This window comes from Paenibacillus lycopersici (genome assembly GCF_010119935.1).
GTDB classification, from domain to species: Bacteria; Bacillota; Bacilli; order Paenibacillales; family Paenibacillaceae; genus Paenibacillus_Z; species Paenibacillus_Z lycopersici.
On sequence record NZ_CP048209.1, the window covers coordinates 5,849,279 to 5,861,796 of the forward strand.

Annotated in this window: 11 protein-coding genes; all 11 read right to left on the reverse strand. The window is 61.6% G+C overall.

Annotated elements, in window-relative coordinates; all coding sequences use genetic code 11:
• Positions 1 to 742: 742 nt before the first annotated feature.
• Positions 743 to 1,585 (reverse strand): serine/threonine-protein kinase, encoded by an 843-nt coding sequence (locus GXP70_RS25705; protein WP_225442551.1) that lies wholly within the window; start codon positions 1,583 to 1,585, stop codon positions 743 to 745.
• A 1,364-nt stretch (positions 1,586 to 2,949) separates the two neighbouring features.
• Positions 2,950 to 3,729, reverse strand: coding sequence for an MBL fold metallo-hydrolase (locus GXP70_RS25710; protein WP_162359447.1), 780 nt, complete (start codon positions 3,727 to 3,729; stop codon positions 2,950 to 2,952).
• Positions 3,730 to 3,758: 29 nt separating this feature from the next.
• Complete coding sequence (locus tag GXP70_RS25715; RefSeq protein ID WP_162359448.1) at positions 3,759 to 4,541, reverse strand: SDR family NAD(P)-dependent oxidoreductase; 783 nt, start codon at positions 4,539 to 4,541, stop codon at positions 3,759 to 3,761.
• Between the two features lie 26 nt (positions 4,542 to 4,567).
• On the reverse strand, positions 4,568 to 5,686 hold the full coding sequence (gene dgoD / locus GXP70_RS25720; RefSeq protein ID WP_162359449.1) for a galactonate dehydratase: 1,119 nt from the start codon (positions 5,684 to 5,686) through the stop codon (positions 4,568 to 4,570).
• A 360-nt stretch (positions 5,687 to 6,046) separates the two neighbouring features.
• The gene (tsaD, locus tag GXP70_RS25725; RefSeq protein ID WP_162359450.1) at positions 6,047 to 7,078 is read right to left on the reverse strand and encodes a tRNA (adenosine(37)-N6)-threonylcarbamoyltransferase complex transferase subunit TsaD; all 1,032 of its coding nucleotides are present in this window, start codon (positions 7,076 to 7,078) and stop codon (positions 6,047 to 6,049) included.
• Positions 7,068 to 7,565 (reverse strand): ribosomal protein S18-alanine N-acetyltransferase, encoded by a 498-nt coding sequence (rimI, locus tag GXP70_RS25730; protein ID WP_162359451.1) that lies wholly within the window; start codon positions 7,563 to 7,565, stop codon positions 7,068 to 7,070. Before rimI ends, tsaD begins: the two co-directional genes overlap by 11 nt.
• Complete coding sequence (tsaB, locus tag GXP70_RS25735; RefSeq protein WP_162359452.1) at positions 7,552 to 8,469, reverse strand: tRNA (adenosine(37)-N6)-threonylcarbamoyltransferase complex dimerization subunit type 1 TsaB; 918 nt, start codon at positions 8,467 to 8,469, stop codon at positions 7,552 to 7,554. Before tsaB ends, rimI begins: the two co-directional genes overlap by 14 nt.
• A gap of 3 nt (positions 8,470 to 8,472) precedes the next feature.
• Positions 8,473 to 8,955, reverse strand: a complete 483-nt coding sequence (gene tsaE / locus GXP70_RS25740) for a tRNA (adenosine(37)-N6)-threonylcarbamoyltransferase complex ATPase subunit type 1 TsaE (protein WP_192043394.1) — start codon at positions 8,953 to 8,955, stop codon at positions 8,473 to 8,475.
• A 12-nt stretch (positions 8,956 to 8,967) separates the two neighbouring features.
• Positions 8,968 to 10,134, reverse strand: a complete 1,167-nt coding sequence (gene thiL, locus GXP70_RS25745; RefSeq protein WP_225442552.1) for a thiamine-phosphate kinase — start codon at positions 10,132 to 10,134, stop codon at positions 8,968 to 8,970.
• A 151-nt stretch (positions 10,135 to 10,285) separates the two neighbouring features.
• Positions 10,286 to 11,152 carry a YitT family protein gene (locus GXP70_RS25750; protein WP_162359453.1) on the reverse strand — a complete coding sequence of 289 codons (867 nt, stop codon included), beginning with the start codon at positions 11,150 to 11,152 and terminating at the stop codon, positions 10,286 to 10,288.
• Positions 11,153 to 11,582: 430 nt separating this feature from the next.
• Positions 11,583 to 12,512: a dihydrodipicolinate synthase family protein gene (locus GXP70_RS25755; RefSeq protein ID WP_162359454.1), complete on the reverse strand. Its 930-nt coding sequence runs from the start codon at positions 12,510 to 12,512 to the stop codon at positions 11,583 to 11,585.
• Between the last annotated feature and the right edge of the window lie 6 nt (positions 12,513 to 12,518).

Consider the following 12,518-nt stretch of genomic DNA (forward strand, 5'->3'; position numbering starts at 1 on the left):
GCTGCACCCGATGACGGGGGTTAACCGTAACGAAGTAGCGCATGGCCGCCTGCCGTCCGCTTGTGGACGCCGCCGCCGCATTCCTTCGTTCCGCTCCCAGGCGAGTTCGGATGTCCTTCGTCTGCGTCGCACCTCCCCGCAGCTCTCTGCTTCCCGGACCTTGCCCTACTACTCCTGTTCAACGCGTTGTTCTCGCTATGGCTATACGTTCGTTCGTCAATGATCGTTACTGTTCGCCGCTGTCCACTTCATCGCATGCCGCTCCGCGCCGAGCGCGGTCTTACGAATCAAAAAAAGCCTGCCGCCTCTTGAAATCAAGAGACGACAGACTGTAAAGTCCGGCGCGGTACCACCCTTGTTGACGATCGCTTCGGGAGCGGCCGTCCACCTTATGCATCGCCGGCGACTCTAGAAATCGCAGGCCATGCACCCGATCACGGCGGTCAACCGTAACGACGTACGCGAGCTTCCTTCAGCCTTGGCCTTCGGCCGTCTCTGAAACCCGTTCCGCCGTTCCGCTCCCAGGCGAGGTTCAAGCTGCCTTCGACTGCGTTGCACCATCCCGCAGCTCTCTGTTCCCGGCGTTCGCTTTACTGCTCCTGTTCGTCGCGTTTGTGTGGATTGAAGTGTTGTTGCCTATTATAGGCCGGGCGGAATTGTCTGTCAATTCCAAATCGCGAAAAGTTCCAAATCCATCCGCGCGCGGCGAAATCGCCGAACGCGAATGCCGCTTGCGCTCCCTTTACTGCCGCGGCCCGGTACTGAGCAGCGCTTCGAGCCAGGCGTCATGGAACTCGCCGACGCTGCCGTAACGTTGTTCCCTGTCAGGCGACGCCGCCTTCAGCGCGACACGGCGCAGTCCTTCGGACGCGCGCCACCGGTCCGGATCGCGGCTTCCGTCGGCAAGAAACACGAACGCGGCTGCCCCCATCGCGAAGACATTCGTCACGCGGTCGATCAGGCTGCCTCTGACGAACTCCTCGGGCGCCATGAAGCGGCTCGAACCGTACAATCTGTCCATCTCCAGGACGAATGCACCTTTCGTATAATGGTCGAAATCGCAGAGATGCAGCTCCTCGCGATCGAAATCGTAAATCATGCAGCCGTCGTACAAATCGACCGCGACATAGCCCTTCTGCTCCAAGTACGCATGCGTCTCGTACAGCGAGGCAAGCGCGGCGAGGATGGTATCCACAGGAAGCTGCCGGAATCGATAATGCGGCGAGTCGGGGTGATTGCGGCCCTCATAGCCGGGGAAATCGGGCGTGCCCAGCACTTCGCCGTCCACCCACTCGTACACAAGCGCGAAGCCTGCGGACAGCGTGAACGTATTCAGCAGGCGAGGGATGCGGGGATGCTGTACGTCCCGGTGAAAGGCGGCGGCATTGCGCAGGAAAGCAACGGCCTCCGGACGTTCCGCGAATTTGACGAACCAATTGCGTCCCGAGGCATGAACCCCGTAGGAGACGCAGCCGGAATCCTGCTGGTCGAACAATTTGAAGACGTTCCCGACTCGTGACAAATACACGGCGATCTCTTCGTTCACATGCTGAACCGCTGCGAGCGGACAATCGGTTGGATTCATACGGGATGCTCCTTTACGCTTGGAATAGATGTTCTCCGTGCCGGCCGGCATTACTACTTTAGCCAAAAATTTACTGTTCGCCTAGACTTATAATAACGGGATGGGTATACTACTATTATGAGGTGCCTGAGATAGGCCTCTCTATTCGTTAGCACCCAATCGGCCAGACACGCAGCAATGAACAGCACCGCCCGGTGCCTTGGAATAATAGAACCCCCGACGCTTTGACGGGTTGCCACTGAAAAGTCCGTTAACACGAAAGGTACAGACCTTCATTGTTATGAAGGGGCTGTACCTTTTTTCTTGTACAGTTATAGCATTGCGTCGGAAGGATGAAGATCATGTTCCAGCCCCAAGATGCTATGGCGATATTCGCCGTTAATCTGAAACGAATCTTGAAGCTAACAGAGTGAATTCATAGGTTGAGTTAGTTCTTCAGTGGCCCCGACCGGGAGCGGGGGCTGCCGAGCGGCGATGCCTAGGTCCTCGATTCCACGCTTGCGATATCGACGCTAATGAATCGAGGCAGCGCTATTTTGCACCCAATGCCATACTTCTGTTGTGAAACGAACTTCAGTGTCGTTATTTGGCCGTTTCGAGCTGCCTACAAGCTATTTTCACCGAGATAAGGCGTCTCCGATTCGTAAGCGAGCTGCAGGTGTTCAAATGCCCCGTTTAAGGCACGTACGATTCGTAAGAACGAGCGGAGCGGCACTCCCAAGGCGGCGCATACGGCGTATATGGCGTATACGGCGCATACGCAATAGGCGATGCCCCGTGATCGGGAACCGGGGGCTGCCGAGCGGCGAAGCCTCGGCCCTCGATTCCATGCTTACGATATCGCCGCTAATGAATCGAGGCAGCGCTATTTTGCACCCAATGCCTTACTTCTGGGCGATGCCCCGCGTTCCGGGATCCGGGGGCTGCCGAGCGGCGATGCCTAGGTCCTCGATTCTACGCCTGCGATATCGGCGCTAATGAATCGAGGCAGCGCTATTTCGCTCCAAATGCCTTACTTCTGTGGCGAAATGAACTTCAGCGTCGTTATTTGACGGCGGCGGGGTTCTTTTGTTGCGCGGTTTTGTTGTGCGGTCTTGTTGTGTGATTCTGTCCTACGATTCTGTCGTGCGATTCTGTCGTGCGATTCTCTCGTGCGATTCTCTCGTGTGATCTTGTTATGCGTTTCTGTCGTGCATTCGCATTTCTGTCGTGCGTCTGCTTTCCTGTGCTTCGTGCGATTGCTTTGCTGTCGCCGTTTCATGAGATGCCATCAGCAGGCGGATTCGCGCCGCAACGCCAAACGGGACGAAGCTGCCGCTGCCGGCTGCCTCGTCCCGTTCCAAGCTTTATTGCCGCTATTCGCCTCAGCCTCGCATAACCGGCTCGATACGTCCAAGCTCGGGAATCCGAATCGCGATCGCGTCCGCCCCGGCTTCGCGCATCGCATCGACGAACGCCTGCGGATCGGCCGTATTCTCGGCGAACATGCCGAAATGCATCGGAATCGCCTGCCCGGCGCCGCATTGGATCGTCAGCCTCGCGGCCTCTTCCGCGTTCATGTTGCCCCAGCGGCCGTTGATCGGCACCGCGATGCAGTCCGCTTGCATATCGCCGGCATTCCGCAGCAGCTCTTCCGTCAGCTCCGAATCGCCGACGTGGTAGATCCGGCAGCCAGCATAGTCGAACACGAAGCCGATCGCGTCGAACTCGCCGTCTCCCGAGCTGTGCTCCGCGTACACCGCGCGGATGCGAACGCCCTCGAACGTGGTTTCCTCGCCCTTATCGAGACGCAGAAACGCCGCTTCCGGCAAGCCCAGCTTGCGGTAATGCTTTTCCACCGATCCCGGACCCGCGACCTTCATCCCGGCGCGCAGCGCGGCTTGAACCGACGGTTCATCGAAATGATCGAGGTGGTCGTGCGTAATGAGCAGCAGCCCGCCGTCCAGCTCTTCAGGCGGAAGCGGCGCCGGACTAAGCCGGGTCAGCCCGTCCTGCTGCTCCACCGTGTCGGATAAATACGGATCGATGACGATCGCGGCCCCGCTCCCGAACCGCCAGGCGAAGCCCCCTTGGCCGAGCCAGACCCATGACAAGTCCCGCTCAGTCATCGGCAGCGCTTCCAGTCGTTGCAAACAATTGTCCATCTTACGCCCTCCTTCGGCCATAGCGCCCGTCACTTCCAATGTCCCCATGACAGATGACTCGATTCGCCGCCGTCCACGGCCAGCGTCGTTCCGGTAATGAACGATGCCCGGTCGCTGGCCAGAAAGGCGACCGCTTCTCCGATTTCTACCGGATCCGCGAGGCGGCCGAGCGGGATGTTCCATGCCATGCGCCGCTTCCGCTCGCTCCGTTCGTTCTCGTCGAGCTCGTTAAGAATGCGGTCTACGTTCTTGTTGCGCGTATACCCCGGGAGCACCGTGTTCACGCGAATGCCCTTCGAAGCGTACTCCAGCGCGATGCTCCGCGACATCGCGACGACGCCGCCCTTGACCGCCGCATACACGGAGAAATGCGGCACCGTCTGCAGCGCATGAACGGAAGCGATATTGACGATCGCGCCCTTCGCCTGCTCCGTCATGATCGGAAGAACCTTCTGCATCATGAGGAAATGCCCGCGAAGATCGGTCGTCATCACCCGATCCCACTCGTCCGTCGTCACTTGCTCGACCGCCCGGTAGTAGTGCGTGCCTACATTGTTGACCAAAATATCGACGGTCCCCCATTTCGCGACCGTCAGTTCCACGGCGCGGACGATATCCGCCTCTTTCGAGACATCCGTCCGGATAAACTGCACCTGTTCGCGGTCGTCCGTCATCTCCGTGACGGCGCTGCTGCCTTCCTCTTCGTTCCAATCCAGCACCGAAACGCGGCAGCCTTCCCTTAACAGCACTTCAGCGATGCCCCGGCCGATGCCGCTGGCCGCTCCCGTCACGATTGCTACTTTACCGTTCATGCTTCAATCCCCTTAAGCTCTGAATTCTACCAATCCGCGACCGATCCGTCATCCTCGTGGAACCAGCGCGGCGTATCCCAGTCGCCGTCGTACAGCTTGTCCTTGATGGCGTCTTCGTCCACTTCGATGCCGAGACCCGGCGCCGTCGGAATGTCGATGTAGCCGTCCTTGATTTCGAAAGGCTTCTTCAAGTAGCCTTGGCCCAGGTCCGCGTGCTCCTGGTAGATAAAGTTCGGCACGTTCGCCGACAATTGAATGCTCGATGCCAGGTTGATCGGACCGAGCGGGTTATGCGGCGCGAAGCCGGCAAAATACACCTCGGCCATCGCGGCGATTTTCTTGCCCTCGAGGATGCCGCCGCAGTGGGCGAGATCCGGCTGCACGATCGAAGCCGCCTGCTTCTCCAGCACTTCGCGGAACGACCATTTCGTGAACAGCCGCTCGCCCGTGGCGATCGGCGTCGACGTCGAGCGGGCAATCGTCACCATCGTATCGACGTTCTCCGGCAGGCATGGCTCCTCGATGAACGCGAGCTTGGAAGGCTCCAGCTCTTTCGCCAGACGAACCGCCAGCGCCGGGCTGATCCGACCGTGGAAATCGATGCCGAGATCGCATTCCGGCCCGATCGCCTCGCGGATCGCTTCGATCCGTTCGACCTGCCTGTTGACCCATGCCGGCGTCTCGACGATATGCGCCATCGCTTCGATGCCCGTCTTCATCATCGTGAAGCCTTGCTCGCGAAGCTTCTTGGCATTGCTGACCGTCTCCTCGACCGTGCTTCCGCCGATGCCGCGGTACATCCGAATGCGGCTGCGGACCGCGCCGCCGAGCAATTGATAGACCGGCACGCCGAGCGATTTGCCGAGAATGTCCCACATCGCCTGCTCCAGGCCGCTGATGGCGCTCGTCAGAATCGGGCCGCCGCGATAGAATGTCCCCCGGTACATCGCTTGCCACAGATGCTCGATGCGGCGCGGGTCCTGGCCGATCAGATGCGGCTCAAGCTCCTTAATGGCCATTGCGACCGTGCGCGAGCGGCCTTCGACGATCGCCTCGCCCCAGCCGACGAGCCCCTCGTCGGTCGACATTTTCAGAAACGAGAACCGGGGACGTAAATGAAACAATTCGATTTTAGTAATACGCATGAACAATTTGCCTCCTTTTTCACCTTGGACGCCCGTAGACGGAACGCCGTTGTCAGGTACTTCGCTTATGAAAGCGGAAACAAAAAGATCCATAGCTGCAAATAATGAGTTAACGGGTCGCGCAGTGCGCATAATCGGCTGCGAGGTCCGGCAGTTTGTCATCGTCCTGTTCCGCATCTTTAGAGCTTTCGACGACAGGGGGTGATCTCCTGCATAATATAAATGCTGTCGAATGCAATAAAAATGCTGTCGAATGCAAGGAAATAAATAACCATTGCAAAAAAGCAGGTACGGCGCCATCGCGCCTCCCTGCTTCGCTATTGCTTCCTATTCGCATTCGGAGTGGGCGTGCCGCAAGCGTCAAACCGACCAGGATTCCAGCGACAGCCCCGGTTCCGCCTTCATGTCGAGCGGCGTATACTCGCCTCGGATCCACTTCAGATGCGCGGCGGCCGCGATCATCGCGGCGTTGTCGGTGCACAGCTTCAGCGGCGGAATGAGCAGCGGGATGCCCTCGGCCGCGCAGCGCGCGGTCAGCTCGGCGCGCAAACCGCCGTTGGCGGCGACGCCGCCGCAGAGCAGCAGCTGCTTGGCCCCGAATTCGCGAACCGCCCGCAGCGCCTTGGTTACCAGCACGTCGATGACGGAAGCCTGGAATCCGCGGGCCAGCGCCGCCTGGCGGATCGCCTCGCCTTTCATCGCCGCCGTGTTGATGCTCGCGAGCACGGCGGATTTCAAGCCGCTGAAGCTGAAATCGTACGAATCCGGCTCCAGCCACGCGCGCGGCAGCTGGATTTCTTCATCCGCCTCATGCGCCAGCCGGTCGATATGCGGGCCGCCGGGATACGGGAACTGCAGCGTCCGCGCCACTTTGTCGTACGCTTCGCCGACGGCGTCGTCGCGGGTGCGCCCGATGATGCGGAACCGGCCCTCGCTTTCCAGCAGCACCAGCTCCGTATGGCCGCCGGAGGCGACGAGCGCCAGACACGGATAGACCATCTCGTGCACGAGTTCGTTGGCATAGATATGGCCGGCAATGTGGTGGGTGCCGATGAGCGGAAGGTTCAGCGCCATCGCCAGGCTCTTCGCGGCGACGATGCCGACGAGCAGCGCGCCGACGAGACCCGGCCCCTGCGTGACGGCGATCGCGGACAGGTCGCGGAACGTCGCGCCCGCCTCCGCCAAGGCCTGTTTCATGATGCGCGTGATGGATTCCACATGCTTGCGCGAGGCGATCTCCGGCACGACGCCCCCGAATCTCCGGTGCGTGTCGATCTGGCTCGATACGATATTGGATAAAATTTCTTTGCCGCCGCGGACGACCGCTGCCGACGTTTCGTCGCAGCTCGTTTCGACGGCGAGGATAAGTTCATTCGCTGCGTTATTCGTCATACCTATGCTCCACTTCCATGGACTCCGGCAGCTCCGCCCACATGATGAGGGCATCCTCCATATTGTCCGAATAGTAGCCGGGGCGGATGCCCGACGGCTCGAAGCCCAGCTTGGCATACAGCCGCTTCGCGACCTCGTTGCTCACGCGGACCTCCAGCGTCATGCGGCGCGCGCCGAACAGCAGCGCCGTGCGCTGCAGCTCCGTCATGAGACGTTCGCCGAGCCCCTGCCCGCGATAGCCCTCGCGCACGGCCACGTTCGTCACATGCGCTTCGTCCATGATCGTCCACATGCCGGCGTAGCCGATCACGTCGTTCTCGTAGTCCATGACCATGTAACGGGCAAAATGATTGTTCGTCAGCTCGTTCACGAACGCTTCCTCGGTCCATGGCGTCGCGAAGCTCTCCTGCTCGATGGCGACGATCGTCGCCACGTCGTCCAGCGTCATCGAGCGAAATACGAGGCGGTTCCGGTCAATGACCTTCATCGGGTACAGCTCCTTCCGCCGCGGCTTGCTTGGCCGTTCGTTCCTGCAGCTTTACTTCCGCTTCCGTCAGCTGCGTGTAATTCGGGGCAAACGCGTGCGCGTCGTCGCTCTCGCCCGCGGCAAGCCTCGCCGCCCCGAGCGCGGCGACGGCCCGCCCTTCCAGCCAGACCGGCAGCTTGCGCACCTGTATATCCGGGCAGACCGACTGCAGCCGGTCGGCTTCCGCTTCATGAAGCGCCAGCTCGCCGGCGATCCAGACGGCCGACGGCCGCCGCGGCGGTTCCGCCGCCGCGATGGCTGCAGCCAGCTCGTCGACCCATTCATGCATCAGGCGGATGCCGTCCTTCGACAGCCTGCGCCACGTCCCCTCGGCAGGCGGCTCCGCGCCAAGGCGCGCTTGCGCCCGCGCTTCGAAAGAAGCGGTATAAACTTGCCCCCTTCTGGCGTCCATGATCGGGACGAGCCAGATGGGGGATTGCTCGGTGCCGTTGGCGGCGCATTCCGCGCTGGCCGCGCCTGCGGCCGCTGCGCCTTCGGCGCCGCCAGCCGCATCCTGCCATGCGCCGTACGCCAGCGCCTCCAGGCTGGAGACGCCGACGAGCGGCTTGTTCCACGCCCAGGCCAGCGTCTTGCCGAGCGACACGGCGATGCGCATGCCCGTATACGAGCCGGGTCCGCGGCCGATGGCGATTCCGTCCAGCTGCTCCGGCTTGATGCCGCATTCCTCGAGCATGGCCTGTACGGCCGATACCGTATGGACGGAATGATTGCGTTCCGCGAGCGATTGCACGTCCTTCAGCACCTCGCCGCCGCGCGCGAGCGCGGCCGCCAGCGCGGCCGTCGACGTATCGACGGCGAGCACGAGCAGCCCGTCTCCGCTCCCCTGCGTTCTCTGTTCCTCCATGTGCTACCTAGCTCCCATTCCCTGTAGTTGCCGACACCATGCCGCATAGGGCGAGCCGATGCCGGTAATCGTGATCCGGCGCGCTTCGCCGCCCAAGTGGGCGATGTACATGTCCAGCCTGTCCGGCGGCAGCAGCGCTTCGATCAAGCTTGCCCATTCCACGATGGTCACGCCGTCGCCGAAGAAATAATCGTCGAGTCCCAGTTCGTCCGCCTCCGCTTCCGACAGCCGGTAGACGTCCATATGATAGAGCGGCAATTGCGCGCCCTTGTATTCTTTAATAATCGTAAACGTCGGGCTGTTCACGACGCCGGGCACGCCGATTCCTCGGGCGAACGCCTGCGAGAACCGCGTCTTGCCCGCGCCGAGATCGCCGTCCAACGCCAGCACCGTGCCCGGGCCGGCCCACCCCGCCAGCGTCTCCGCAAGCCGGACCGTACCGGACTCGTCGTCCGCTTCCCATACGATTTCGATCGTTTCGCTCATTCCTATCCGCCCCTACCCGCCAAAATGATTATAGCCGCGCTTCGCCAGCGGCTCGCGCCGCACAGGTCCGCGAACGTCCAAGTCGCGGACGAGCTCCACGCCGGCGGGGCCGGCCTCCGCCTCGCCGATGATGTACATCGGCAGGCCTGCCGCTTCCAGCTCGGCCTTCGCCGCGTCCGCGTCGCCGGCTGCGATCGTGCCGAGCAGCACGTAGTCTTCGCCGCCGTAGAGGATCCACTCCAGCGGATCCGCGCCGCACCGGTGCGCGTAAGCGGCCAGGCTGCCGCTCTTCGGCAGCCTGGACTCGCGGAGCGCGAGCTTGACGCCCGAAGCCTGGGCGATCTCCCAGGCTTCGCTGGCCAGGCCGTCGCTGACGTCGTCCAGCGACGTGACCGAGCCGCGCGCGGCCAGCAGCGCCGCCGCGCGCACGGACGGCGCCGGCCGGCGGTGCGCCTGCACCAGCGCCGCCGTGCCGGCCGCCTCGGCCGCCGCCGGCGGCACGGGCCGCGGCCGAGGCGCGCTTGGCGCCGCAGCGCCCGCGCCTAGCGGCGAGCCGCCGGCGGCGCCCATCGGCTGCGCAGCGTTCGCGGCCGCCGCCTCGCCCGCCGCTGCCGCGGCGAGCAGGAAATGCAAACCGGCCGCGGACATCCCCGCAGCGCCGGTCACGAACACGGCGTCGCCGGGCCGAGCCCCTGCCCGGCAGATCGCCCGCCCCGCCGCGACGGTGCCCGTAACCGTCACGGCCACGACCAAATGCAGCGGCGACGAAGTCGTGTCGCCGCCGATCACCGCCACGCCGTATTGCCCGGCGCAGGCGTACAGCCCGTCGTAGAGCCGGCGCACGCGCTCCGGCTCCCAAGTCTTCGGCACGCTGATCGACACCAGCGCGTGCCGGGGCGTGCCGCCCATCGCCGCGATGTCGCTGACGTTCGCGGCCAGCGCCTTCCAGCCGATGTCTTCCTCCGCCATCGTCGCATCGTTGAAATGTACGGTCTCCACCATCGTGTCGACCGCCAGCAGCCATTCGAGCGCGCCGGCTTCGCCCGGCGGCGTCCCGACGACCGCGGCATCGTCGCCGATGCCGAGCACGACGCCCTGCGACGCGAGCAGCGCCGGGCTTTGACGGCGCTCCGTCCAGTGGCGGATTCGCGCAAATTCGTCCAGACTAACACCCTCCAATGGCGCCGATCGCCATCCGTCTAATTGACCTTATTATATCGGTCTCCCCGCGGACCCGCAACAAAAGGAGACAGGGCCGCGCTTCTCTCCGCGCAGCCCTGCCTCCTTATCGGTGTCTGCCGCCGGCGTTCCGAACGCCCGGACATGGCAGCTAGTGAATATCCCGCTTCTTGAAGCGGCCGCCCTTCACGTCGTGAATGTTGCCGACCGCCAGGAACGCGCCGGGATCGAGCTCCTGCACGATCGATTTCATCTTGGCTTCTTCCAGACGCGTAATGACGCAGAAGATAACCCGCTTCACCCCGCCGGAGAAGGCGCCTTCGCCTTGCAGATACGTAACGCCGCGGCCGAGACGGCTCATGATGGCGTCTCCGATTTCCTTGGCCTCGTCGCTGATGATCCAGACCGATTTCGACTGATCGAAGCCTTCCAGCGTGACGTCGATCATTTTGAAGGCGATATAGTAGGCGATCAAGGAGTACATCGCGCTGTCCCACGTGAACACGAAGCCCGCGCTGCCGAGGATGAACAGATTGAAGAACATGACGATTTCGCCGACCGAGAACGGCGTCTTCTTCGTGAACAGAATCGCGATGATTTCCGTGCCGTCCAGCGAACCCCCGAAGCGGATGACAAGCCCGACCCCGATGCCGAGGATGACTCCGCCGATAACGGGCGCCAGGAACGTGCTGTACGTCAGCGCGTGCACCGGATGCAGCAGCGTCGTACCGATCGACATGACGGTGACGCCGTAAAGCGTCGATATCGCGAACGTCTTGCCGATCTGCTTATACCCTATAATGAGAAACGGAACGTTGAGCAAGAATAGAAAGACGCCGAGAGGTAAACCTGTGACATGAGAGACGAGAATCGAGATACCGACAATGCCGCCGTCGATAATGTTGTTCGGCACGAGAAAAATCTCCAGTGCAACCGATACGAGCGCCGCACCGATCGTAATAAATACGATCCGCCGAAGCAATTCAAGCTTCGTAATCTTGTAATGCTGTTTCGCCATAGCTTCTCCCCCTTACGCATGATGGCCAAAAATCCATCTTCTTCTTCCATTATACCTTGTTTTCGACCGATTTCAAAATCAAAAGCTGATTTAGCTTTCGATTTGGATGCTCTTAATCAGTCTTTCTCCGCTTTCCAATGATTTGATTTAACGTTTCACCTCGATAAACCGAGAGGAGCGCTTGGTATTATATCGAAGCCCTGGCGTTATCCGGACATAACAAAGACGCTGCCTCAAGCGCAGCGCCTTCTCGTCGTGTATTTCAGTTGAATCGCAGTACTCCCGGTCCTGGCATCCCGGTTCGCCGACGCGCCAAGCGCCTCGCCGATGCGCCGAAGCGGGGGCCATCGTCGCGCCCGTATCCCGAGCGTCAGCAGCTATTCCGGCCGAATGCCTCGGAGGCGCACCGCTGAGCATCGCTAGCCGCGGACTACTGCAGCCCTTTGAATCTCTCCGCGTACGCGCCGCACAGCCGGCGCAGCTGCTCGACTTCCAGCCGATTGGTCGCCGTCAGCGTCCGCCCCTGCTGCGTCCGGCAGGATCCATGCGACAAAATCCCTTCCAGCATAAGATAATACTTGGCGTTCGCGGGATAGAGCTGCTTCTCGATCAAGGAGCTCAGGCTTAAGAAATCGGACAAGCTTCCCGCCTCTTCGCCGCGCTCCCTCCAATTCTCCACCAGCCGCACGTACAGCTCCGGATGAAAATTCGCCATAACGCCGCTGTAGCCGACCGCGCCGATCTTCAACGTTTCCAGCAGCGTCGCCGAATTGGCGTTGTAAATCCGCAGGCCGCTGCCGTTCACCGCCTCCAGCTTCGCCCGAATGGCGTCGATATCGCAGCTGGTATCCTTCAGAAACCGGAATCGTTCTTGATCCGCGCACCACTTGATCGTCTTCGGCGTCAGCAGCCGTTTGTACGGATACGGACACTCGTACAAGCCAAGCGTCACATCTTCCGGAAGCTCCGTCAGCAGCCGTTCGAGCCGCTCGATCCAGACATCGTCGGATTCCTCTTGCGACGCAAGGCGGTTCGTGATCAGCACCAAGGCGTCGATCCCCGTCCCGGCCATCGCGTTCAGTTCCTTGACCTGATCCTCGAACGCATCGGAAATATGGCCGGAAGCGATGACGGGCACCCGCCCCGCAGCCGCCTCCTTCACGAAGGAGGCCAGCGACACGCGCTCCTCCAAGGTCAGATGGAACATCTCGCTGGACTGGCACACCGCGAACAACCCATGCACGCCTCGTTCCACATACCAATCGACCAGCTTCCCCAGCCCATCGTAATCGATCCGGTTATCGTCCGTGAAGGGCGTGATCATCGTCGGCCACACGCCGCCGTTCATTTCCATCCCCATTCGGCT

What these genes read in the sequence shown, in the direction of transcription:
- tsaE (WP_192043394.1), bottom strand. Translation starts at nt 8,955, where the DNA reads ATGAGCGAAACGATCGAAATCGTATGGGAAGCGGACGACGAGTCCGGT.
- dgoD (WP_162359449.1), bottom strand. Translation starts at nt 5,686, where the DNA reads ATGCGTATTACTAAAATCGAATTGTTTCATTTACGTCCCCGGTTCTCG.
- GXP70_RS25755 (WP_162359454.1), bottom strand. Translation starts at nt 12,512, where the DNA reads ATGGGGATGGAAATGAACGGCGGCGTGTGGCCGACGATGATCACGCCC.
- tsaB (WP_162359452.1), bottom strand. Translation starts at nt 8,469, where the DNA reads ATGGAGGAACAGAGAACGCAGGGGAGCGGAGACGGGCTGCTCGTGCTC.
- tsaD (WP_162359450.1), bottom strand. Translation starts at nt 7,078, where the DNA reads ATGACGAATAACGCAGCGAATGAACTTATCCTCGCCGTCGAAACGAGC.
- rimI (WP_162359451.1), bottom strand. Translation starts at nt 7,565, where the DNA reads ATGAAGGTCATTGACCGGAACCGCCTCGTATTTCGCTCGATGACGCTG.
- GXP70_RS25705 (WP_225442551.1), bottom strand. Translation starts at nt 1,585, where the DNA reads ATGAATCCAACCGATTGTCCGCTCGCAGCGGTTCAGCATGTGAACGAA.
- GXP70_RS25715 (WP_162359448.1), bottom strand. Translation starts at nt 4,541, where the DNA reads ATGAACGGTAAAGTAGCAATCGTGACGGGAGCGGCCAGCGGCATCGGC.
- GXP70_RS25750 (WP_162359453.1), bottom strand. Translation starts at nt 11,152, where the DNA reads ATGGCGAAACAGCATTACAAGATTACGAAGCTTGAATTGCTTCGGCGG.
- GXP70_RS25710 (WP_162359447.1), bottom strand. Translation starts at nt 3,729, where the DNA reads ATGGACAATTGTTTGCAACGACTGGAAGCGCTGCCGATGACTGAGCGG.